The organism is Sphingobium sp. TCM1 (assembly GCF_001650725.1).
Lineage (GTDB): Bacteria > Pseudomonadota > Alphaproteobacteria > Sphingomonadales > Sphingomonadaceae > Sphingobium.
Genome location: NZ_LXVX01000012.1, coordinates 150,559 through 173,931, shown reverse-complemented (window position 1 = coordinate 173,931; position 23,373 = coordinate 150,559). Strand labels below are relative to the sequence as shown.

The 23,373-nt window shown below is 60.1% G+C and carries 15 protein-coding genes; 6 read left to right on the top strand and 9 right to left on the bottom strand.

Annotated elements, in window-relative coordinates:
• Positions 1–8: 8 nt before the first annotated feature.
• The 4 genes from A7Q26_RS09760 to A7Q26_RS09745 all read left to right on the top strand — a co-directional run bounded on the left by A7Q26_RS09760 (position 9) and on the right by A7Q26_RS09745 (position 4,242).
• A complete protein-coding gene (locus A7Q26_RS09760) occupies positions 9–902 on the top strand; it encodes an enoyl-CoA hydratase/isomerase family protein (protein ID WP_198162898.1) in 894 nt (297 codons plus the stop codon).
• Entirely contained in the window at positions 899–2,089 is a 1,191-nt protein-coding gene (locus tag A7Q26_RS09755; protein WP_066859193.1) for a CaiB/BaiF CoA transferase family protein, read from the top strand. Before A7Q26_RS09760 ends, A7Q26_RS09755 begins: the two co-directional genes overlap by 4 nt.
• Positions 2,086–3,000 (top strand): methylisocitrate lyase, encoded by a 915-nt coding sequence (gene prpB / locus A7Q26_RS09750; protein WP_066859192.1) that lies wholly within the window; start codon positions 2,086–2,088, stop codon positions 2,998–3,000. Before A7Q26_RS09755 ends, prpB begins: the two co-directional genes overlap by 4 nt.
• A gap of 84 nt (positions 3,001–3,084) precedes the next feature.
• Positions 3,085–4,242, top strand: coding sequence for a CaiB/BaiF CoA transferase family protein (locus A7Q26_RS09745; RefSeq protein WP_066859191.1), 1,158 nt, complete (start codon positions 3,085–3,087; stop codon positions 4,240–4,242).
• 6 nt (positions 4,243–4,248) lie between these two features.
• On the opposite strand, the gene A7Q26_RS09740 is transcribed toward A7Q26_RS09745, so the two are convergent.
• The 4 genes from A7Q26_RS09740 to A7Q26_RS09725 all read right to left on the bottom strand — a co-directional run bounded on the left by A7Q26_RS09740 (position 4,249) and on the right by A7Q26_RS09725 (position 10,696).
• On the bottom strand, positions 4,249–4,749 hold the full coding sequence (locus A7Q26_RS09740) for a nuclear transport factor 2 family protein (protein WP_066859190.1): 501 nt from the start codon (positions 4,747–4,749) through the stop codon (positions 4,249–4,251).
• Positions 4,750–4,762: 13 nt separating this feature from the next.
• Positions 4,763–6,235 (bottom strand): aldehyde dehydrogenase, encoded by a 1,473-nt coding sequence (locus A7Q26_RS09735; RefSeq protein ID WP_066859189.1) that lies wholly within the window; start codon positions 6,233–6,235, stop codon positions 4,763–4,765.
• A 68-nt stretch (positions 6,236–6,303) separates the two neighbouring features.
• The gene (locus A7Q26_RS09730; protein WP_066859188.1) at positions 6,304–8,538 is read right to left on the bottom strand and encodes a TonB-dependent receptor; all 2,235 of its coding nucleotides are present in this window, start codon (positions 8,536–8,538) and stop codon (positions 6,304–6,306) included.
• Between the two features lie 46 nt (positions 8,539–8,584).
• A complete protein-coding gene (locus A7Q26_RS09725; RefSeq protein ID WP_198162897.1) occupies positions 8,585–10,696 on the bottom strand; it encodes a PQQ-dependent dehydrogenase, methanol/ethanol family in 2,112 nt (703 codons plus the stop codon).
• A 700-nt stretch (positions 10,697–11,396) separates the two neighbouring features.
• On the opposite strand from A7Q26_RS09725, the gene acnA reads away from it, so the two are divergent.
• On the top strand, positions 11,397–14,075 hold the full coding sequence (acnA, locus tag A7Q26_RS09720; RefSeq protein WP_066859186.1) for an aconitate hydratase AcnA: 2,679 nt from the start codon (positions 11,397–11,399) through the stop codon (positions 14,073–14,075).
• A 172-nt stretch (positions 14,076–14,247) separates the two neighbouring features.
• On the opposite strand, the gene A7Q26_RS09715 is transcribed toward acnA, so the two are convergent.
• Both A7Q26_RS09715 and A7Q26_RS09710 read right to left on the bottom strand, forming a co-directional pair.
• Positions 14,248–16,503: a TonB-dependent receptor gene (locus A7Q26_RS09715; RefSeq protein WP_198162896.1), complete on the bottom strand. Its 2,256-nt coding sequence runs from the start codon at positions 16,501–16,503 to the stop codon at positions 14,248–14,250.
• A 276-nt stretch (positions 16,504–16,779) separates the two neighbouring features.
• Positions 16,780–17,961, bottom strand: coding sequence for a cytochrome P450 (locus tag A7Q26_RS09710; protein WP_232313743.1), 1,182 nt, complete (start codon positions 17,959–17,961; stop codon positions 16,780–16,782).
• A gap of 146 nt (positions 17,962–18,107) precedes the next feature.
• On the opposite strand from A7Q26_RS09710, the gene A7Q26_RS09705 reads away from it, so the two are divergent.
• Positions 18,108–18,827, top strand: a complete 720-nt coding sequence (locus A7Q26_RS09705) for a TetR/AcrR family transcriptional regulator (RefSeq protein WP_084439062.1) — start codon at positions 18,108–18,110, stop codon at positions 18,825–18,827.
• Here the strand turns inward: A7Q26_RS09705 and A7Q26_RS09700 are convergent.
• The 3 genes from A7Q26_RS09700 to A7Q26_RS09690 are packed head-to-tail and all read right to left on the bottom strand — an operon-like array spanning position 18,820 to position 23,297.
• Positions 18,820–22,302 carry an indolepyruvate ferredoxin oxidoreductase family protein gene (locus A7Q26_RS09700; RefSeq protein WP_066859183.1) on the bottom strand — a complete coding sequence of 1,161 codons (3,483 nt, stop codon included), beginning with the start codon at positions 22,300–22,302 and terminating at the stop codon, positions 18,820–18,822. The genes A7Q26_RS09705 and A7Q26_RS09700 overlap by 8 nt on opposite strands.
• Positions 22,295–23,002 (bottom strand): glutathione S-transferase family protein, encoded by a 708-nt coding sequence (locus A7Q26_RS09695; protein ID WP_066859182.1) that lies wholly within the window; start codon positions 23,000–23,002, stop codon positions 22,295–22,297. Before A7Q26_RS09695 ends, A7Q26_RS09700 begins: the two co-directional genes overlap by 8 nt.
• Complete coding sequence (locus A7Q26_RS09690; RefSeq protein ID WP_066859181.1) at positions 22,989–23,297, bottom strand: Rieske (2Fe-2S) protein; 309 nt, start codon at positions 23,295–23,297, stop codon at positions 22,989–22,991. The genes A7Q26_RS09695 and A7Q26_RS09690 overlap by 14 nt, the downstream gene beginning before the upstream one ends.
• Positions 23,298–23,373: the final 76 nt, after the last annotated feature.

Genomic DNA, 23,373 nt, shown 5'->3' with positions numbered 1-23,373 from the left:
AGGGCAGAATGATGACCGAAGAAACCGCCCGCCCCGCAGGCTCTGTCGATTATGAAGCCCGCAACGGGCGCGCCTATATCACCCTCAACAATCCGTCGAAGAAGAACGCGATGACGGACGCGATGTGGGACGAGTTGATGCTCGCCTATGATCGCGCGGAAGCGGACGACGATGTCCGGGTGATCGTGCTCACCGGTTCGGGCAACGACTTTTGCACCGGTCATGACATGGCGGAGGTCGGCAACCAATATGGCCCGACCACCCTTGACGCCAAGGGCCGCCCGCGCCGGCCCAGCCAGCGCGCCCGTCTGCGTTATGACAAGAAATATGTCGCGCGCTTCGAGCGCATTTTCAGTTGCCTGACGCCGACGATCGCGTTGGTCCGTGGCTATTGCCTGGGTGGTGGCCTCTATCTCGCCGAAGCCTGCGATCTGGTGATTGCGTCCGAGACCGCCAAGATGGGTCATCCCGAACAGAAGCTCGGCCTGTCCGGCGCCGCCTATTTCGATGCCTGGGAAATGCTGACGCTGGGCATCCGCAAGGCGCGCGAACTGCTGCTGATGGCCGACGTCTGGAATGCGCAGGAGGCCTTCGCGGCGGGACTCATCAACAAGTTGGTGCCCGATGAGGAGCTTTCCAGCAAAGGCGAGGAATGGGCCGAGCGGATCGTCCGCCTGCCGCGCGACGGCATCGCCATCGGCAAGAGCGCGACCTTGCTCGCCATGAACGCGCTCGGCGTCAACACCCAGTTCGCTTACGGCCCGGTCTATCATGCGCTCGCCTCCAACATGCGGTGGGAGGAGGATGAAGTGAACTTCTTCAAGCAGAAGCGGGACAAAGGAGTCACCGCAGCGAATAAAGAGCGCGAAGCGCGCTATGATGTGAAGGATGGCGAGGCATGAGCGCGCTCAAGGGCATAAAGATCCTCGATTTCACGCAGATGATGACGGGGCCGATGGCGACGATGCTGCTGGCCGATGTCGGGGCCGATGTCGTCAAGGTGGAGCAGCCGGCGGGCGACCCGTTCCGCAAGTCCGGCGAGACCGGGATCGAGGGAGACGGCGCTTTCTTCCTGGGCGTCAATCGCAACAAGCGCGGCGTCGTCATCGATCTCAAGACAGCGGAAGGACAGGAACAGGCCCGCAAGCTCGCGCTCGAAGCGGATGTGCTGGTCGAGAATTTCCGTCCGGGTTTTACGGACAAAGTCGGCCTCGATTATGAGGATCTGAAGAAGCACAATCCCAAGCTGATCTACTGCTCAATCACAGGTTTTGGCCGGGAGGGGCCGGATGCCTCGCGCCCCGCGCTGGATCAGGTCATTCAGGCCTATTCCGGCCTGATGCAGGTCACGGGCACCCGCGATTCCGGGCCGCTCAAGATCGGTTTTCCGTTCAGCGATCTGGTGACAGCCCTGTTCGGCACGATTGGCATATTGACGGCGCTTCAGGCCCGTCACCAGTCCGGCCTTGGCCAACGCGTCGATCTGTCGATGATGGATGCCTCTCTCTTCAGCCATGTGCCGCGTGACGTCTATTTCTCGCTGACCGGCCAGACGCCCGAACGGTGGGGCAATGAGCATTGGGACATCGTGCCCAATAATGTCTACGGCACCGCCGACGATCAGGACATCATGATCATCACCATCAACGACAAGTTCTGGAAGATTTTGTGCGAGGCGATGGGTGATCCGGGCTTTGCCACCGACCCCAAATTCGCAACCAAGGACGCGCGCCTCGCGAACCGGCAGGAACTGGACGATCGCCTCGCCGCGCTGTTCCGCACCCGGACACTGGCAGAATGGGATCCGATCCTGAGGGAAGCGGGCGCCATTTATGGGCCGGTGCGAACCTGGCCGGAGGTCTTTGCCGATCCGGCCACGCAGCGTAACATGCTGCGCACCCTCACCCACCCGTCGGGCAAGGCATTTGAGGTCATCAACAATCCGCTGCGCTTCTCCGAAACGCCGACGAACATCCATTCGCCGCCCCCGGTGCTGGGCCAGCACAATGACCAACTGTCGCTCGACAGCATTTGGTCCGCGTCGGATGACCGGCAAACGGGCACCCCAGAACAAAAGGAAGTCTCATGATCCCGCTCATTGCCGCCAATATCGACAAATCGAGCCGTGCCGCGCGCCTTCGCTCCCTTATCGAGCAGCCCGAAATCCTCCAGATGCCCGGCGCCCACAATGCCCAGGCCGCGCTTCAGGCGCAGGCAGCCGGCTTCCAGGCGCTTTACCTCTCCGGCGCGGCGATGAGCGCCTCCATGGGTCTGCCCGACCTGGGTATTATTTCGGTCGATGATGTCTGCTTCTTCGTCCGCCAGATCGTCCGGGCGACGGATCTGCCTGTGCTGGTCGACGGCGACACCGGCTATGGCGAAGTTCTCAATGTCATGCAGACCGTGCGGGCATTCGAGGAGGCTGGCGCTGCCGCCATCCAGCTGGAAGACCAGATCCTGCCCAAAAAGTGCGGCCACCTTAACGACAAGCGGCTTGCCTCCGCCGATGACATGGCCCGCAAGGTCGCCGCCGCCGCCAAGGCGCGCAAGGAAATGCTGATCGTGGCGCGAACCGATGCCGCAGCCAGCGAAGGCGTGGAGGGCGCCATCAAGCGCGCCAACATGTATGTGGAGGCAGGGGCGGACGTGATCTTCTCCGAAGCACTGACCACGCCCGAAATGTTCCATGCCTTCACATCAGAGGTGAAGGCGCCTTTGCTCGCCAACATGACCGAATTCGGCCGTTCACCCCTGCTGACGGCAACCGAATTGCAGGCGATCGGCTACAGCATCGTGATCTGGCCGGTCTCCTCCCTCCGCGTTGCCAACAAGGCGCAGGAAGAGCTGTATGCGGCGCTTGCCCGGGACGGCAGCGCTAAGTCCATGCTCGACCGGATGCAGACTCGGGAGGAGCTGTATCGTACCATCTCCTACCATGAGTATGAATCGCTCGACGCCAATATCGTCCAGAGCATCGCGCCTACGGAAGCCTTCGCCTGAGTCCTTCGTGGGACGGCCCGCCTGCTTGCATGGGCGGGCCGATATCATTGCGCATGACGCGCTCCCCGCTATGATTTGACGACCATGGTGAAGAAGCCCATCCTCAACGACGTTCGAATTCTGGACCTGACGACAGTCATGTTCGGCCCCTATTGCACCGAAACGCTCGCAGCCATGGGGGCAGACGTCATCAAGCTGGAACCCGCAGGAGGTGATGAATCTCGGCGGGTCGGAAAGCCGAGCCGCACAAGGCGGATGGGCCCGCTTCACCTGACGATGAACAGGGGCAAACGGTCGATCGACTGGGATATCAAGACCAAGGAGGGCGCAGAAGATCTACACGCGCTGATCCCTCATTGCGACGTCATCATCCATAATCTGCGGGAGCAGGCCGCGATCCGCGCCGGCCTCGATTATGATACCGTTCGCTCCCTCCGGCCAGACATCATACATGTTCACTGCACAGGTTTCGGCCGCGACGGTCCCTATGCCGGTCAGCCAGCCTATGACGACATCATCCAGGCGCTTTCCGGCACTGCTTCGCTTCATCCGATGGTGACGGGTGAGGGCCCTCCCCGCTTCCAGCCTACGGCATTGGCCGACAAAGTGTCGGGCCTCCATGCGACCTATGCGGTTCTCGCGGCCCTCTATCATCGTGAACATAGTGGTGAGGGACAGACGATCGAAGTACCGATGTTCGAGACGGTCACCCATTTCCTGCTTCAGGAGCATATGTACGGTCGGGTGTTTGACCCGCCCAATGCGCCTGCTGGCTATCCCCGGCAGCTTGATCCCGATCGCCAGCCTATGGCAACGCGGGATGGATATATCGTCGTAGCCCCCTATACCGACGAGCGCTGGCTGCGGCTCTTCACCCTGCTGGGCCGCACCGACCTGTTCGAGCAGGAGGCTCTGTCGACCCCGCTCCTGCGGCTGCATAATGTGGCGATCATGCAAAAGGAGCTAGAGGCGATGCTGCCCGAGAGGGAGAGCAAGGAATGGCTCGACCTGCTGCAGCGTCACGATATTCCCGCTTGCCGCGTCAATTCCTTGGACGACCTGTTTGACGATCCGCATCTGCAAGCGGTCGGGTTTTTCGAGAGACGAACGCATCCCACCGAAGGACAATATGTGGGGATGCGAGCGCCTGTGCGCTTCGGCGCTGGCGTCGCAACCGAGTTGCTCGACGCCCGCGCGATCGGAGAGGATAGCGAGGCTGTGCGCCGGGAGATTGGACGCTAACCGCCCTTACGCATAGGCGGCGTTCAACAGCGCGGTGTCATAATATTCCTCGAAGCTCTTGATCCTGCCGTTCTCAAATTTGAAGATCTGGACGTAGCGCCCCTGATATTTGAGCGGTTTGCCGCCCCAGACGGCGCCCGTCTGGACGTCGATGTCGCTGCTGGCTTTCGTGACGATCACATTGGGATCTTCCCCCACCATCACATCGTCGATGATCCAGTTGAACTTGCCCGTCATGCCGTCATGGATCGGATCCCAAAAGCCACGAACCTCCTCCCATCCCGTGCGAACCGCTGACTTGCAAACGGCCACACCGTCCGTGACGAACGGCGTGATCACCTGTGGGCCGTCTTCGACCCAAAGGTCATAGAAGCCCGCCTTATCGACCAGATAGGCCGCAAAAAAGGCTTCGATCACCTTCAGATTTGCCAGCGCGGTCGGATTGCGAGTGCCGATTGGCGCGGTGATCTTCACCTTCTGCTCATCTGTTACGATCGTCACGCTCATTCCTCTCTTTCGGTCAGGCATCCATGATGATTGTCTTGGCCTCCAGATAGGCACGTAGCCCATCGACGCCGCCTTCGCGACCAATGCCCGATTGTTTGAAGCCGCCAAAGCCGATGGCCATGTCGCTACGCCATGCGTTGTGCCCGACCGTGCCGGACCGCAACTGACGCGCAACGGCATAGCCGCGCGCCGGATCGTTGGTGAAGACCGAATTATTGAGGCCGAACACCGTGTCATTGGCAATCGCGACAGCTTGCTCATCGCTGTCGGCAGGAATCACCGTAACCACAGGGCCGAAAACCTCTTCGCGGGCGATCATGTCATTATTGCTGACATGCGCGAAGATCGTCGGTTCGAAGAAATAGCCCCGATTGAGATGCGCTGGACGACGTCCACCAGACACAAGGTTATTGCCGTCGCGAACCGCATCCTGGACCATCTCCTCCACCTTGTCGCGCTGCCGCGCCATGGCGAGCGGCCCCATCCCGACCACTGGATCGAACGGGTCGCCCACCCTGACCGCCTCGAATTCGGCCTTCAACGCGTCCACGAACAGATCATGCCTGGAGCGGGGAACGATATAGCGCGTCAGAGAGGAGCATATCTGTCCGGTCATGGCGCAGGCCGATCCAGCGAGCGACCGGGCGGCGCGTTCCACATCATAATCGTCCAGGATAACCGCAGCGGACTTGCCGCCCAGTTCCAGCGTGCAACGCGCGATCCGCTCTCCGCAAATCGACGCGATGCGTTTGCCGACGGCGCTTGAGCCGGTGAACCCGATCTTGTCGACATCGGGATGGCGGACCAACCGCTCCGATGCTTCACGATCCGCCGTCAGAACATTGAGCACGCCCGCCGGAAGACCGACTTCCTCCGCAATTTCCGCCAGCAAAAGCCCGGTTCCAGGTGCCTCGGGCGAGAGCTTGAGCACGATCGTGCAGCCCGCCAGCAGAGCCGGTGCGACCTTATAAGCCATGATGTTGACCGGCGCGTTCCATGGGATGATCGCGCCAACGACGCCCACCGGCTCGTAGCTGATGAACGCATGATCGCCACCGCCGGGCGGCGCGTCGAAACGCTCCTCAAAGGCAAAACTGCCGGCCAGTCCGGCATAATAACGATAGACACCGCCAATCGTCCCGCCGAAGGCGACAGCGATCGAATGCAATATCCCCATTTCATTGGGCCAGATCGTCGCGATTTCGGCCACCCGCGCATCGAGCCGATCAGCGATCGCCAGGAGATAGGGTGCTCGCTCCGCCGGCGTCATGCGTGGCCATGGCCCGGCATCGAAGGCTCGCCGTGCGGCATCCACCGCGCGATCGATGTCCGCCACCCCTGCCTCGGCCACTGTCAGGAAAATCTCTTCGGTCGCAGGTGACCGGACGGTCAGGGAACCGCCGCTCAAAGGCGCTACCCACTGGCCGTCGATGAACAGCCTCTCCGGCGACTTGAGAATACCCTGCGCGTTGGCCGGTCCTACCATGTTGTATTTTCTCCATTAAAGGCACCGGCCGATCGCCATATGACCGACCGGCACCATTTTTATACGCCTTAGAAGTTGACGGCCAGCGTGGCGCCATAGGTCGCCGGGGCTTCCAGATTGCCATAGATCGGATAGCCCCAGAGCGGGATGCCCAGAGTCTTGTTGCCAGCGATGGTCTCGTCGGTCAGGTTTTTCCCCCAGAAGGTCAGCGACCAGTCGTCGCCGGAGCTGTATTTGATCGACGCGTTCAGCTTGGTGACGCCCTTCTGGCTCAGAACCTTGTCGTTGAATTCGCTGAAATAGATACGCGATTGGTAGGAAGCATCGCCCGACAACGTCAGGCTGGATTCGCTTCCTACCGGGACCACATAGCTTCCGCCAAGCGTCACGGCATGTTTGGGCGCGCCGGGCAGCATCTTCCCGTTCAGATTTTCGGCCGGCGCGTTAGGGAATAAAGGATTGACCGAGGTGAAATCCTTGAAGGTCGCGTCCAGATAGGTGTAGTTGGCGTTCAGCGTCAGCCCGTCAACGGGGCGTGCGTTGATCGAAACTTCGAAGCCCTTGTTGGTTGCGGTTGCGGCATTGGTCGTCAGCGTGGCCAGCCCCAATATCTTGTTCACCTGCAGATCCTTATAATCATATCTGAAGGCGGCGGCCGAAATATCGACGGCGTTATTCAGCATTCGCGCCTTGGCGCCGATTTCATAGGCCCAGATTTTTTCAGGATTGATAGCCGGATTGACCTGCCCGACATTGAAGGTTCCACTCTTGAAACCGTTGGTGGCGGATGCATAGACCAGAACGCCGGGCGCCACATCATATTCGAGACCGAATTTCGGATTGAAGGCGTTCCATTTCCGACCGTCATTCAACGGCGTTACCGTTCCAAAGGTAAAGGTACCAGTCGATTTGCGTTTTTCGGAGCTGTACCGCCCCGCCACGGTCAGTCGTAAGGCGTCGAGCAGAGAATAGGTGCCCTGGATGTAGGCCGAATAGGCATCAATCTTCAAAGTTCCCTGCTGGATATAGTCAATTCCCAGCTGAATAAACGGCACCAGCACAAGATTGCGCAAATTTTCATGATAATAGGAAAGGCCGCCGGTCACCTGCAAACGATCAGCATCCCAGTTGAAGACCAGTTCCTGACTGGCCTGATTTGACCATTCATTATAGTAGGTGCTGCCAAGACCTGCGGTCGTACCATCGGAACTCGCGTCATTGTGCCGCTCAAATTTGCGCCAGCCAGTGATGGAGGTCATGCTGAGGCTGTCAGTCAGCGAAACGGTACCATTGAGGGTGATCGCATATCCTTTGCGGCGATTTGTGTTGCCGCGCAGAGCCGTGGCAGCATCCTGTTGCCCTGCGATCTGCGTTCCACCGAAATCGACGACGCCAGACAGCTGATAGCCCGGATAGGCGCCAAAATTGGTAGCATAATTATTATTGTCGGCTTCATGGTTATATTCACCGATCAAGCGAATATCGACGTCGTTGGACGGGTTGTAACGCAAGGTCGCACGCACGGCCTGCGACTTGGCGTCATTCACGGGATGGTCGGTGCCGAAATCATAGCCATAGCCGTTGCGGTCCAGCAGTTTGAAAGCAACACGCGCATTCAGGTCACCACCTGCCCCCGTAAGCGGCAGATTCAATGCACCTTCAGCCTGATGCAGCGAATAATTGCCAAGGCTGACGTTGACATAACCACCTGCGTCGCTCTCCGGGTTATTCGTAATCAGATTGATGGCGCCGCCGGTCGCGTTCCGGCCATAAAGCGCCCCCTGCGGCCCACGCAGCACCTCGATACGGCCGATGTCGAAGAAGGAGGAAAGCTGTGCTGCAGGCCGGCCGACATAGACACCGTCCGTATAGAAGGCGACGCTTGAATCCGCGCCGGATGCGAAGGAGGATAGACCGATGCCGCGGATGAACACGCGGTTGACGCCCTGCTGCTGACCACTGCGAATGCCGGGCGAAACGAACTGCAGATCGACAAGGCCCGTCACCTGCTTCTGTTCGATCAGTTTGTCGTCCAGCGCCGTCAGCGAGAGCGGCGTCTTGAGTGCCGTCTGCTCGCGGCGCTGCGCGGTCACGATGATGTCGCCTGCCTGCGGTGCGCTGGCATTTGCCTGATTGGCACCGGCAACGGCCTGTTCGGCAGGCGGCGTCGCGACAGGTGGCGCGCTATCCTGCACCGACGGCGCCGACTGGGCGGCCGCAGTCTGCGACATGACTGCCGTCACCGCGAGCAGCGCAACTTCCGGCAGCAAGCGGCTTTTGCGCGAGTAAATTGCATGGAACATTTTCAAATCCTCCCATTGTTGGCACCCATGCAGGACGCCGATATTTCTAATTATTTGGTTCCTGGGCTCGCAAAAGGCGGGCTTTGGAGGCGACATAAGCGCGGACATCCTCGGCTTTTTGCGGCGTCAACGTCTTCGAAAAATTGACCATCCCCCGGTCCTGAAGAAGCCCTTCCAGGACAACCGAATTCCACGTTGCCTTATCCGCCAGCGACGGCGAACGCCTGAGATCCGGCAGGACACCACCCGACACGCCGCCCGGACCGTGGCACCACCCGCAGGTCGTTTCATAAATGCGCTCTCCGCGCCCGATCTGAGCCGTCGTAAAAACGTCCGACGGTACAACCGAGGGCATAAGCGAGGGAGCCTGATAGGCGTTCAGGCTGGCCTTCCCTCCCAGCCTGAACGCCAACACCCGGCCGTTAGGCTTGGGGCGTTTGTCGGCGGTGAAGGGGGAAGTCAGGCCATAGCCGCCGCCCGCACCTGAAACGACCAGAATATATTGCTGCCCATTGACGGCATAGCTGATCGGGCTGCCCACGATCTGGGTTTCCGCCTGAAACTTCCAGAGGCGCTTCCCCGACGTCGCATCGAATGCCTCGAAAGCGCCCGTCGGATTACCTTCGAAGACAAGCCCGCCAGCGGTCGCCAGCACGCCCGCTGCCGCGGGACCGGGTTGCTCTGCCCGCCAGACCTCCTTCTGATGTACCGGATCCCAGGCGATGAGCGCGCCCTTCAGCGATGCCGCGATCGCCTTGCGCTCCGCTTCGCCGTCGGGCAGCGCGTTTTTATCCGAATAGGTTCCAAGGTTGAAGGTCTGCGGGCGATAGCGATAGCCGCCATCTTGTTGATAAAAGAACGGAACATCCTGCACCGGAAGATAGACAAGCCCTGTCTTGGGACTGAAGGCCATCGGATACCAGTTATGAGCCCCATAGGCCGAAGGCGACATCAGAAATGGTGCTTTTTCATACCTTGCACCCGCAACTTCACGCGGCCGACCAGTGGCCGGATCTATTTCGGTAGCCCAATTAACATGCGCAAAAGGCCGCGCCGAAATCAACTGTCCGCTGACGCGATCCAACAAGTAGAAGAAGCCGTTCTTGGGCGCCTGCATCAGCACCTTGCGCAGACGACCCTCGATCGGCAGCGTCGCGAGGATGATCGGTTGGGTCGCAGTAAAATCCCACGTTTCTGCAGGCGTTTCCTGATAGTGCCAGATATATTTTCCCGTATCCGGATTGAGCGCCACTATCGAAGAAAGAAAGAGATTGTCGCCCTGCCCACCTGAACGGTACCGATGATTCCATGGGGTGCCGTTACCAACACCTATATACAGCTGATCAAGCTCTTGATCATAGACGATCGCGTCCCAAACTGTGCCGCCACCGCCGGTTTTCTTCCATTCGCCGTCGAACCAACTGCTATTGGCAAATTTCCGTAGTGCCTCGTCCGATGCGGCGCCGTCTGCTTTGCCGTCAGCATTGGGCACGGTGTAGAACCGCCAGGCCTGCTTGCCGGTATGTGCGTCATAAGCCGACACATAACCACGGACGCCCAGTTCGGCACCGGCATTGCCGATGATCACCTTTCCCTTGACAACCCTCGGTGCGCCCGTGATCGAATAGGGCCTGCTCTGGTCGACCGTATTGACTGACCAAATAGGATTGCCACTCGATGCGGATAAAGCGATCAGTCGACCATCAAATGTTCCGACAAAGATTTTACCGTCATAATAGGCTGCACCGCGGTTAACGACATCGCAACAGCCGCGCACAGCACTATCGCCGGGAACCTTGGGATCGAATTGCCAAAGTTTGCGGCCGCTCCTTGCATCGATCGCCACCACCTTCGACCAGGCAGTGGTCAGATAGATGCGCCCGTCTACGACCAGCGGCGTCGTTTCCTGCCCCCTGTTTGTATCCAGTTCCAGCGACCAATCCAGCCCCAGATCTCGGACGTTGCCGATTCCAATTTGATCTAGCGCGCTGAACCGCTGCTCAGCATAAGAGCCACCATGCATAACCCAGTCCTGCGGCCGGGAAGCGGCGGCTAAAAGGCGATCATCCGTCTTGACTAGTTCGTAAGATTGTATCTCGACATGCTCATTTTGACAGCCAGCGGCAGCGCAGCAGGCAGCGGAAAGGAGAAATCGCACGCCAAGCCTTAAGCCTCCTCTCGGCCCACCGTCGACATGCAACGCCCTCTTCAACACCTGCTCCTGCTGACATCCTTCATCGTTGACATAATCATTGTCCGGAAGCGCGGCGGCATGGAAGTATGGCTTATCAATAGGTCGATATGTTATGCGTCTGGTTCATGCAGGTCGAAGCTCAAGCCTTGCCGTCCAGCCAACAGATGCAGTTCGGTCAGAAGAGCTACGTAGTAAAAATAGCCCACCAAGGAACAATCATAGTGCGTGGCAATCCGGCGGCAGCTGGTCGATCGTTGGATATGAGCGGTTTGATGCGGCTCGCGAGGCATGCAAGTCTTGTTGCGCTCACGGCTGCGCCGCTGTTGCGATCGAATATCGTGCAATATTATTTCCAGATGGATCCCCAGAGGACTTGCCGGTCCATAGTCAGTGGCTCAGAGGAACGGGGACACCGTTGTTTGACGTCTATTTTCTGATCTTTCCTAAGCCAACCCGGCGACCGCAAGGTCGGAAGCTCTCATAGCCGGCAGGCCTGCGATAAAGGAAGCGATCTGAGGAGATGTCGAGAGACTGAGCATCAGCAATCCAGTGGAATTTTAAACCAAAAACACAGTGCCTGCTCGCGGTCTGCAGCGTCGCTCAGTCAGCAAGTCGCCAGGTGATCAGATGCCGAGTTAGTCCGCCACATCACAGGAATATCAACATGACTGCCATTGGTTCCGATCGCCTCCGCACCCGCGATACACTTGTCGTCGATGGGCAGACCTACGCCTATTACAGCCTCCCGAAAGTCGCCGTACAACTAGGCAATGTCGATCGTCTGCCATTCAGTCTAAAGGTCCTGCTCGAAAACCTCTTGCGATTTGAGGACGGCGTATCGGTTACTGTTGAGGATATTCGGGCGCTGATCGAATGGCAAGCAGATCGCCAATCCTCTCGCGAGATTCAGTATCGTCCAGCGCGCGTATTGATGCAGGATTTTACCGGCGTTCCTTGCATCGTAGATCTTGCCGCGATGCGCGACACGATGAATCGCTGGGGCGCTGACGCCTCTCGCATCAACCCGCAGGTGCCGATCCACCTTGTGATCGATCATAGCGTCATGGCAGACAAGGCGAGTGAGCCAGCCGCCTTCGAACACAATGTTAAGATGGAATATGATCGTAACACTGAACGTTACGCATTCCTCAAATGGGGAGCAAGCACGCTCGACAATCTGAAGGTGGTGCCGCCAGGCACGGGGATCTGTCACCAGGTAAACCTGGAGCACATCGCCCAGACTGTCTGGACCAGCACGGATAAGGACGGCACGCCCATCGCCTATCCCGACACCTGCGTCGGCACGGACAGTCACACCACCATGGTCAGCGGCCTTGGCGTTCTCGGTTGGGGCGTGGGCGGGATCGAGGCGGAAGCGGCCATGCTGGGACAGCCCGTCTCCATGCTGATCCCCGATGTCGTGGGGTTCCGCCTGTCCGGCACCATGTCGGAGGGCGTGACCGCCACCGACTTGGTACTGACAGTTACGCAGATGCTTCGTCTACACGGCGTAGTAGGTCGCTTCGTCGAATTCTACGGCCCCGGCCTGGACGCCCTTCCTCTCGCCGACCGCGCGACCATTGCGAACATGGCGCCAGAATATGGAGCGACCTGCGGCTTCTTTCCAATTGATGAGGCGACGCTCACCTATCTACGACTGACGGGACGAACCAAAGAGCGCGTGGCGTTGGTCGAAGCCTATGCGAAGGCTCAAGGGATGTGGCGCGACGCCTTCACACCCGATCCCGTTTTCACCGATACACTGGAACTCGACCTTTCTACCGTACTGCCATCAGTTGCCGGTCCGCGCCGCCCGCAGGACAAAATATTGCTGTCCGATGCCTCCAGGGGCTTTCGGAGCGAATTGGCAACCGGCTATGGCAAAGGCGAGGAACTGGATCGCCGCGCCGCCGTTGCGCATACCAATTTCACCTTGGGACATGGCGACATAGCCATCGCAGCGATCACAAGTTGCACAAACACTTCCAACCCCTCCGTGCTCGTCGCCGCCGGATTGGTGGCACGAAAGGCTCGGGCGCTCGGGCTGAAGCCAAAACCCTGGGTCCGCACCACGCTCTCGCCTGGCAGCCAGGTCGTAACGGATTATCTGGTGCGCTCCGGACTCCAGCAGGATCTCGACGCGTTGGGCTTCAATTTGACCGGCTATGGCTGCATGATCTGCATCGGCAACTCAGGTTCACTCGACAAGGCGATTTCGCAGACGATCAATGATGCCGGCCTCGTCACCGCCGCAGTCCTCTCCGGCAACCGCAATTTCGAGGGGCGCATCTCGCCAGACGTCCGCGCCAATTATCTGGCCTCGCCGCCACTGGTGGTCGCCTATTCCCTGCTCGGCAGCGTCGCTCGCGATATCACGACTGAACCGTTGGGCATCGGGGCCAACGGACAGGCAGTCTATCTGAAGGACGTCTGGCCTTCGAATGCGGAAATACAAACCATTATCGCTTCCTCCATCGACGCAGAGATGTTCGCCAGCCGTTATGCCAATGTCTATGAGGGCGATGATCGCTGGAAAGCGCTGTCCTTGAAAACTGGCGATACCTATAATTGGCCAACCGCTTCGACCTATGTCGCCAATCCGCCCTTTTTTGAGGGGCTGGAACGCGAAGCCGCACCGGTTGCGGACATTCTCGACGCAAACACCCTGGCTCTCTTCGGCGACTCCATAACTACCGACCACATCTCTCCGGCAGGATCAATCAAGTCGGCCTCGCCTGCGGGACAATGGCTGCTGGATCGGCAAGTGCAGCCCGCAGACTTCAACAGCTACGGCTGCCGCCGAGGCCATCACGAGATCATGATGCGTGGCACATTCGCCAACATCCGCATCCAGAACGAGATGATGGGCGGACTGGAAGGCGGCAACACTCTCTTCGAGGGAGCGGCTCTGCCGATCTACGAGGCCGCAATGAGACACAAGGCGAAGGGTACGCCATTAGTGGTCGTGGCCGGTAAGGAATATGGCACCGGCTCCTCGCGCGACTGGGCAGCGAAGGGGACTGCCTTGCTTGGCGTCCGCGCCGTGATTGCGGAGAGCTTTGAGCGCATTCACCGTTCGAACCTGGTCGGTATGGGTGTGCTGCCACTGCAGTTTGCAGACAAGGTGAATCGCCAGACGCTGGGCCTGGATGGAACGGAGCGCTTTACGGTTCGGCACGTCGCCTTCCTCCAACCGAGACAGGCCGTAACGGTCGAGGGTATCCGAAGCGATGGCTCGACTTTCACGATTGAAACTCTGTGCCGCATCGATACCGCGGACGAAATGGGCTATTTCATGAGTGGCGGCATCTTGCCCTACGTACTCAGGAAGCTATCGGCGTAACCCATGTCCGACTTGCCACGATCGATGGACATGAGGGCACATCTTGTCGAGGCATCTGAAGAAACACGCCCCCTTTAGCAAGGTGCCGACTTCCCGAACGCAGAGATGTGCCGCCGTCTCGCGACGACAGCACATCCCTGCGACCCTAGGCTGCCCGCCAGGACACGGAGGATTATTTGAAACCGAACTTCAGGGTCACGCCATAGGTTGCTGGTTTGGCCGCATAGCGGACGACGACATCCTGTGTGACGAACTGATTGGTCCAGTAATATTCGTTGAAGACATTGCGTCCCCAGACAGACAGGCTCCACCTGTCGTCCCGCGCTTTGATACCGACGCGCATATCAACCGTGGTGAAGGCATCGATGACCGACGATGGCGCAACGCCGAGCGTGGAATTGGTCGTGCTGTTGTAAAGCATGTTCGCGCCCACAAAAGCATTCAGATCGTCGTTTAGATCCCATTCGTAATTGATATCCCCGACCAAATGCCATTTGGGTGAGAATGGCAGCGACGATCCGCTGAAGTCGCCTGCGACCCGCTCATTATTGATGCCGGTGAAATCGAGAACCTTGGAATCGACATAGGTGACGGCACCCCGTAAGGTGAGGCCCGATACCGGCCGCGCCGTGATCTCGACCTCCGCACCATTGATCCTGGATTTCGGCACGTTCACCAGCTTCTCCAGCTGATTGAATACCGGGTCGATCACGAGACCGCGGATCTGCTTGTCCTTGTAGATATAGTGGAAGGCGGCGACATTGAACTGGAGAGCGCGATCCAGCGCCGAAATCTTCGCGCCGACTTCATAAGCCGTCACCGATTCCTGCGTCACCGGCGTCAACTGCGCCGTCGTGGAGGCCGGAAGGGTCGGGAAACTGCCCGACTTGTACCCCCGCGACGCCAGAGCGTAGAGGAGAACGTCCTGCGTCGGTTTGTAGTTGACGCCCAGCCGCCAGGAGAAATTATCTTCGTTCAAACTATCGGTGTAGGGTACGCGTGTATTTTCAAAGGTCGTCGCATCCATGCTGAGGCAGGACGTGGGACCAAGCGCCGCGCCGGGCGTACCCGAAATCGCGTCCGAAAGAACCCCAAAAGTCGTTTGCATCCCGATGTCGCCGGTCATGCAGGAGGTGTAATCATTCTTGCTCTTGGCATAACGGGCGCCCGCCAGCAGGGTCAATTGCTGGGTCACTTCCGCCTCGACATTACCGAAGATCGCCCAGTCGCGGATGTCCTGCGTTATCGTCGTCGTCGACGCGGCGATCCAGGGACCACCCGGCAGAATGGCGGTATTCGTGGAATCCCCGGTCAGAATATCATTCGCGCTGCGCACCTTGTTCTTGGCATAATTGCCGCCGATCAGCCAGTTGAGGCCATGCATGTCGCCGGACAGCCGAAGCTCCTGATTGAAGCTCGAGACGCGGCCATCCGCATTAACGCCCGCATTCTTGAGGGGCGTGCCGTCGCGATCGACCGAGTAGTTTTCATTATAGCGGGAATAAGCGGTGATCGACGTCAGGGTGATATCATCGGTCAATTCATAGTCATTACGCAGCGAAAGCTGATAAAAGCCATCGTCGCGCGTCAGATCCCGATCACCGTCCCAGTCGGCGGCCCTGGCGTTATCCGGTGCCGGGCTCAAGGTCCGGAACACGGCGATCCGGCGCAGTGTCTCGGTCAGATCCGCGGCACCGGCGGCTGCGGCAAAAGGCGCCGTCGCCTCGTTGAGTTGCAGGAACAGCCCCTGAAGCTGGCCGGCCTGCGTGTCGGACTTGTCGCGCCAGCCATTGGCGCTGAACAGCATCGTCAGGCGCTCGGTGGGCTTCCACTCTGCCTGAAAACGGCCACGCAACTGATCCTGACGACCGAGGCTGGCGTCGCGATTGTAATTATACTGCCACGGCCCGGATATGGTCGCCGCCCCTGCCAGTCGAACGGCCAGAGTGTCGCTGACCGGGCCACTGATGAAGGCTTCGCCATCGAATGTGTTGAAACGGCCATAAGAGGCGGTCACCCCCGCTTCGAGCGATTGCGTCGGCTTGGCCGCGATATAGTTGATCGCGCCGCCGGTCGAATTTTGTCCAAAGAGAATACCCTGCGGCCCCTTCAGAACCTCGACCCGCTCCAGATCGAGCGACACGCCCTGCGTGAACGCGCCATAGGCAAGCGGCACCTGATCCACATAGACGCTGACTGCCGGACTGGCACCCAGCGTGTAATCGTTGAAGCCGACGCCGCGCAGCGTGTAGAGCGGCGTTCCGTCCTGGCTCTTCGTAAAGGTGAAGCCGGGCGTAATCTTGGCCAGATCACCTGCGTTGCTCACGCCGGCTGAGGCCAGCTGATCCGCCGAGGCCGCCGTGATCGAAAGACCAACGTCGTTCAGGTTTTGCGCCCGCTTCTGGGCAGTCACGATAATGTCGGCCACCCCCCCGGAGGAAGCCTGTTCAGGCTCCTGTGCTGGCGGTGCCGCACGTTCCTGCGCAAATGCTGAAGAAACACTCGCGATCGCAATCACCGAAACTGCAGTTGCAAGAAGTCGCGACGAAAATTTCGTCATCATAATCCCCTCCAGATCATGCGGCTTTACTCGACGGAAACCGCGTTTTTACTGTGCATCCTGTGATAGGCTATCTGGCGGACGACGACATGGCGGGCCGTGACAGTTCGGAGCGAAACGCGCCATGATGAGACGATCAGCGCGTCACACGGCCGGTCTGCTGGGCCTCGGCCAAACCAGCTTCAGACTCTCCAGACCACAGGTGACCCCCAGGAGATTGACCGGAGTGGTGCCCGGCGCCAAAGCAAAATCGGGTATGCGGCGGAGCCATTCCCGCAGAAAAATCGCGATTTCACGGCGAGCCAGCGTAGCGCCCGGACAGCTATGGGGACCGGCGCCGAAAGCCAGATGACGCGCAGACTTCTCTCGATCAAACCTGACTTCCAATGGATCGTCCACCCGCCGATCGTCCAGACCGCAAAGCATGTTGATCGGCAAAATCGTATCATTCGCGCGGAATGGGACGCCCTTGTAATCAAAGTCTTCCTGAACCACCCGTGCCGCCTGCACGATGCCGAAACGCCGGAACAGTTCCTCCATTGCATCACGAACGAAACGATCGTCGTCCAGTCGGGCGGTCAGCACCGCGCGATGCTCGGCATGGGTGGCAAGAAACAGCGTGATGTAGGACAGCATGGATGCGATCGTATCCAGCCCCCCGAAGAGGATCAGGGTCATGTAGGATATGGCATCCATTTCGCTGATCATCTCGCCGCCCACTGCCGCATTGACGACGATCGAGGCGAGGTCGTTCCCCGGCGCTGCACGCCGCGCCCGCACGATGTCGGTCACGTACAGGAAGATAGCCTGCTGCGCCTGCTGGCGGGCGTCCAGTGTGCCGCCCTTTATGAATTTTTCCACCAGTGGAATGAGGTAGTGGCGCTCCTCTCTCGGCAGATCGACCAGATCGAGGAAGATGTTCATCGGCATGATGTTAGCGAAATCGGCTACGAAATCGCATTCGCCACGATCGATCAGATTATCGATCAGATCGTCGACAAGCTGGCGCACGCGCGGCTCCATATCGTCCACGATCTTGGGAAACAGGGCGCGACTGAGTGGCTTGCGCAGTTCAGTGTGCAAGGGTGGATCGGCTTCCAACGGCAGGGATCGTGGCGCGTTATCATCCCTCGGCAGGAAGACGCGATTGCTGGAAAATCGTGCGGGGTCGCGCAGCATCATCTCCACATCCTCCGCACGTGTCGCGACCCAGTGGCCGCCGTTGCGCGGGGTCCAGAAAATGTCCGGGCTTGCCTTCTGAACGGCGTGGAAAGCCGCCTGCGCATCCGCACTGCCGCCGGGGACGCTATACATGTCGAAATCCACGACCAGCGCCTGTGGCACATGGTCGGGCCGAACTGCCAACGAAGCCGTCACACCCTCTTCCCGCATCGATTTTCTCCCGAAATCACATAGCGGCTTTTAGCAATATTGAAACTTGCTTCAATAACACTTGCTGGGCATAACGGGACATGGTCAAGCAGATCATGACAAAGCAGCACTGCTCTGATTTAGGGGTTGCCCCATCACGCGGGCGGCATCAGGAAACCGTTATGACACAGGAGAAGCGAGCTTCACCAAGAAGGAGAGCGCCCCGTCTCTCACCCGAGGATCGCCGCGCGCATTTGCGAGATGTCGCCCTCCAGCTTCTGGCCGACCATGGTCTGGGGCATACGAACCACTCAATGGTCGCTAAACAGGCAGGCGTGTCACTGCCCACCATGATGCATTATTATGCCAAACATGGCGATCTGGTCGACGACGTGCTCGCCCAAGTCGCGAATTTCCTGTTGAATGATATCGCGTCACGCGCAGCGGCGCAGGAACCCGATCCGATCGCAGCGGTCGAGGAGATGCTGGTGTCCCTCGCGCGATCCATCGACACGCATCAAAATGTCGTGCGGACCTGGCTCGACTGGAGCACCGCCACACGGCATCCGGCATGGCCCCGCTACCTTGCTTTTCGCGAGGCAGCCTGCGCAATCGTCGCCGCAAAGCTGAAGGAAGGGCGTGCCATAGGCGCTATAAGCAACGCGCTGATCATTGATGAAGCTGCGGAAGTTGTTGTCGGCCTCGCTCACATGATTGCCCAGATGCGGTTTACCGGGTCTACGATCGCGCAGACCCGGCTTGCCGTCCAGCATCTGTTGATCGGCTATCTTGGGGCTGGTCCTCCCCGCGCGATCAGTTGAATGCCGCTTCCTGCACCTGCTCCGAAGGTGCATGGTCCCTTTCGAATTTCGTCAAAATCTGTGTTTCTAGCGCTCTGACTTTCTCGACATTGGCCTCTTTGACATGACCATAGCCGCGAATTTGGGCTGGGAGCGACGCGAGCTCAACCGCTGCGGCATGGTTATGCGGGGTAAGGCGCTCGGCAATCCTGACCATCAGTGTCTCATAGTGATCAATGAGACCGCGCTCCATGCGGCGTTCCTCGGTATAGCCGAAGACGTCGAACGCGGTGCCACGCAGCCCTTTCAGGCGAGCAAGCAACCCGAACGCATGGCCAACCCACGGCCCGAACTCGCGCTTCAGAAGATGCCCCGTCTCAGGATCTCGCTTGGAGAACAGCGGCGGCGCCAGATTGTAGCGCAGCTTGGCACCATCCTCGAACGTCTCCTTCAGTTGCTGCCGGAAAGCCGGGTCGGCGTGCAGCCGGGCCACCTCGTATTCATCCTTGTAGGACATGAGCTTGGCAAAGTTGCGCGCCACCATCACCGACAGCGCGTCCCTGCCCGGCGTGGCCCGCTGCTCCGCCTGCGCCACCACATCGACCAGATCGCGGTAGCGCTGCGCCCAGCCTGCATTCTGATAATCGGTCAGCAGGTTGGTGCGATGGGCGACGATATCCTCCAGCTTCGTGAGCGGCTGAAACTCGATCTCCTGCACCTGTGCGGCCACCGCCTGTCCGATCCGCTGCGGATCGACCGCCTGCAACCGGCCCAGCGAGAAGGCCGCCTTGTTGAACGCGATCGCGACGCCGTTGATCTCCACGGCCCGCTCGATCGCCTCTGGCGAGACGGGGAGCAGGCCCAACTGGCTGGCATAGCCCAGCATGAATAGATTGGCCGCAATCGTATCGCCAAGCAGCGCAAGGCCAAGACCCGTGGCGTCGACGCTTTCCAGCTGCGCCGACATTTTGCGCAACCGCCGCACCAACAGGCCCTGATCCAGCGTCAGGTCGGGATTGCGCTGGAACGCCGGGGTCGGGGTGACGCGGGCGTTGACCACGACCTTCGTGCGCTCGCCATCCAGCGTGACCGCCGGCTCCTTGGCCAGCGCGGCAACAGCGTCGAACGCCAACGCAAGGTCCGCTTCGCCGATGCCCAGCTTCTGCGCGCCCAGATCCTCATTCTGCGCGGCGATGCGGACATGGCTGAACACCGCGCCATTCTTCTGGCTAAGGCCCGTCATGTCGAACACGGAGGTCGACTTGCCCTCCAGATGCGCGGCCATCGCCAGCAGCGCGCCGATCGTGACAACCCCGGTCCCGCCAATGCCCGACACCATGATATTATAGGCGCCCCCTGCCAGCGGCACCAGCGCGGGCGACGGCAGGGCGATGTCGGTTTCGCTGGCCAGCTGCGCTTTCTTCGGCTTGCGCGGTTCGGCATCCAGCACCGTCACGAAGCTGGGGCAGAAGCCCTTTACACAGCTATAATCCTTGTTGCAATTGGACTGGTCGATCTGCCGCTTGCGGCCCAGTTCCGTCTCCTTGGGCCAGACGCTGACGCAGTTGGACTGGACCGAACAGTCGCCGCAACCTTCGCAGACCGCCGGGTTGATGAACATCCTCTTGGCCGGATCGGGGAACTTGCCGCGCTTGCGGCGGCGGCGCTTTTCCGCCGCGCAGGTCTGTTCATAGACGATGACGGTCACGCCCGACACGTCGCGCAGTTCCTTCTGCACGGCATCATAGGTGTCGCGATGATGGACGGTGACGCCGGGGCCGAGCCCGCTTTGCGCGTCGTACAGTTCGGGCCGGTCGGTCACGACGACGCAGCGCGTCGCTCCTTCGGCCAGCACCTGCCGGGTGATGTCGCCGGGTGTCAGCGGTCCGTCTACCGGTTGGCCGCCCGTCATCGCCACGGCATCGTTGAACAGGATCTTAAAGGTCATGTTGACCTTCGCCGCGACCGCGCCCCGCACCGCCAGCAGGCCGCTGTGATAATAGGTGCCATCCCCCATATTCTGGAAGATATGGTTCATGTCGCTGAAGTAGGCGAGGCTGTACCAATGGGCGCCCTCCCCGCCCATCTGTGTGTTGGGCAGCATCTCCGGCCCGGAATACATCGCCATCGCGTGGCAGCCGATGCCGCCCGCCGCGATCGATCCTTCGGGAAAGCGGGTGCCGGTGTTGTGCGGGCAGCCCGAACAGAAATAGGGCGATCGCGCCGCATCGGCGGGCTTCAGCGCCGCCACCGTCTCCAGCTGGCGCGACAGCCGCTGCGCGCGCGCCGTCAGCGCTTCGTCGTTCACGCCCAGACGCCGCAGCCGTTCGGCAATGACGATCGCCAGTTGCACCGGCTCCAGTTGCTCGTCCGCCGGGATCATCGCCACCCCGTCTTCGTCGAGCTTGCCGACAATGCGCGGCATGTTCGCCTGACCGTAGAGGATCGCCTTGGCCTGGTTCTCGACCAGCGGATCCTTTTCCTCGATGATCAGCAGTTCGCTCTGTCCGGCGGCGAACTCGGCCAGTCCTTCGCGCTCGACCGGATACATGCAGCCCAGCTTGTAGAAGGACAGGCCCAAGGCCGCCGCCTTGTCCCGGTCCAGCCCGAGCATCTTGAGCGCCTGCCGCACATCCTGCACCGCCTTGCCGGTCGACACGATGCCCAGCCGCCGCTGCGGCGTATCGATCAGCACCTTGTCGATGCCGTTGGCGCGCACGAACTTGCCGATCAGCGGCCACCGATAGCGCTTCAGCACGATCTCCGACCCGATGCGGTCGATATGGGTGGGGTAATTGTGGAAGCCATTGGCCGGGGCCGGGCCGCGATCGGGGCAGACCGGCCCATTGTCCCGCATCCCGATGTCGACCGTCATCGTCTGCTCTAGCGTCTCGTTGGTCAGCTTGAAGCCAGTATAGAGGCCGGTATAGCGCGACATGGCAAAGCCCAGCAGGCCAAGGTCAATCACATCCTGCACGTCGGACGGCGCCAGGATCGGCATGCCCGCATGCATCAGCGCCACCTCGCTCTGATGCGCCACGGTGGAGGATTTGCCGCTATGGTCGTCCCCCGCGACGATCAGCACCCCGCCATTCGGGTTGGTGCCTGCGATATTGCCATGTTTGAACGGATCGCCAGACCGGTCCACGCCCGGTCCCTTGCCATACCAGATGGCGAACACGCCATCGCGATTGGCGCCGGGTGTGGTCGCCAGCATCTGCGTCCCCCACACCGCCGTCGCCGCCAGATCCTCGTTGACGCCTGGCTGGAACAAAATGTCGTGACTCTTGAGCAGATCTTTGGCCCGCCACAGTTCCAGATCATAGGTGCCCAGCGGCGATCCGCGATAGCCCGAAATGAAGCCCGCCGTGTTGAGGCCGTTGCGGCTGTCGATCTCCTTTTGAAGCAGCGGCACGCGGATCAGCGCATGCGTGCCGCTCATGATCACGCGGCCATCGTCGACCGTATATTTATCGTCCAGTTTTACGTCACGCATGATGGGTCTCTTTCAGCTCCGGCTCTTGCCAGGCAGCCGCCTTGTCGCGGAGGTAGGCAGCAAAGGCGGCGTCAAAATCAGTAAGTACGGCCCGGCTGCTCGGCCGGTCGGCCATCGCGTCGAACCAGTCGCGAAGGCCCTCCACCTGATCCAGCAGCGACATGTCCCAGGTGAAGCGCGCCACCCGCTCGCCAATGTCGAAGGTGTAAAAGGCGAAGAGGTCGGCGGTCGTCAGCGCCTCGCCCATCAGAAAGGGCTTGGGCGTCACCAGATGCCCCAGCGCCCGCATCGCGCGATCCAGCACCGGGCGCGCGGCGGCAATGGTCTGCTCGCTGTTGTGGCCACCCATGAATACGCCGGGAAACAGCGTGCGCAGCGGCACCTCGATATAGAGCTGCACGATATTGACGACCTGCCGCACCCGCGCACGCGAAAAGGGATCGGACGGCAGCAGCGGAACACCGCCCCCCGCCTCCTCCAGATAATCGAGGATGGCCACTGTTTCGGCGATGCACCCCTGCGGTGTCTCCAGATAGGGAACCTTCCCCATCGCGCTGCGCGCCAAAAACGCTTCATCCTGGCTCGCACGCTCAAGGACCAGCTCAAACGCCACATCCTTCTCGATCAGCGCCGCCCGGACAGCGTTGAAATAGTTGCTCACCGGATAACCGTGCAGCCGCGAAGCGTCAGGCCGGGACATTGACAGACACCAATATGTCGTCACCGTCGCGCCGGACGGCATAGGTCGTCAAAACGAGGTCAGGGTCTTCCTCGCAGCTGCCCGAGGGAAGATTGAAGGTCCAGCCGTGCCACGGGCAAATCAGCTGACCGTTGCAGACTTCTCCCTGATGGAGCGGCCCTTGCGCATGGGGACAGCGCGCCGCCGTGGCGACCGGCTCTCCCTCTACAAGGAATACCAGTAGCTTGGTCCCGTCAACGGTGGCCCGGATCGGCTGTTTAGCCTCCAGTTCCGCCATGGTGCCTACCTTGTGCATCCCGCCCACTCTCCTTGCGCCATTTGCGTCTCTGATCGATACTTATCTTGATGCGGCGCTTGCGGGCAGGGCCGAC

What these genes read in the sequence shown, in the direction of transcription:
- A7Q26_RS09705 (WP_084439062.1), top strand. Translation starts at nt 18,108, where the DNA reads ATGGTCAAGCAGATCATGACAAAGCAGCACTGCTCTGATTTAGGGGTT.
- prpB (WP_066859192.1), top strand. Translation starts at nt 2,086, where the DNA reads ATGATCCCGCTCATTGCCGCCAATATCGACAAATCGAGCCGTGCCGCG.
- A7Q26_RS09755 (WP_066859193.1), top strand. Translation starts at nt 899, where the DNA reads ATGAGCGCGCTCAAGGGCATAAAGATCCTCGATTTCACGCAGATGATG.
- A7Q26_RS09700 (WP_066859183.1), bottom strand. Translation starts at nt 22,302, where the DNA reads ATGCGTGACGTAAAACTGGACGATAAATATACGGTCGACGATGGCCGC.
- A7Q26_RS09730 (WP_066859188.1), bottom strand. Translation starts at nt 8,538, where the DNA reads ATGTTCCATGCAATTTACTCGCGCAAAAGCCGCTTGCTGCCGGAAGTT.
- A7Q26_RS09745 (WP_066859191.1), top strand. Translation starts at nt 3,085, where the DNA reads ATGGTGAAGAAGCCCATCCTCAACGACGTTCGAATTCTGGACCTGACG.
- A7Q26_RS09760 (WP_198162898.1), top strand. Translation starts at nt 9, where the DNA reads ATGATGACCGAAGAAACCGCCCGCCCCGCAGGCTCTGTCGATTATGAA.
- A7Q26_RS09690 (WP_066859181.1), bottom strand. Translation starts at nt 23,297, where the DNA reads ATGCACAAGGTAGGCACCATGGCGGAACTGGAGGCTAAACAGCCGATC.
- acnA (WP_066859186.1), top strand. Translation starts at nt 11,397, where the DNA reads ATGACTGCCATTGGTTCCGATCGCCTCCGCACCCGCGATACACTTGTC.
- A7Q26_RS09695 (WP_066859182.1), bottom strand. Translation starts at nt 23,002, where the DNA reads ATGTCCCGGCCTGACGCTTCGCGGCTGCACGGTTATCCGGTGAGCAAC.
- A7Q26_RS09735 (WP_066859189.1), bottom strand. Translation starts at nt 6,235, where the DNA reads ATGGTAGGACCGGCCAACGCGCAGGGTATTCTCAAGTCGCCGGAGAGG.
- A7Q26_RS09740 (WP_066859190.1), bottom strand. Translation starts at nt 4,749, where the DNA reads ATGAGCGTGACGATCGTAACAGATGAGCAGAAGGTGAAGATCACCGCG.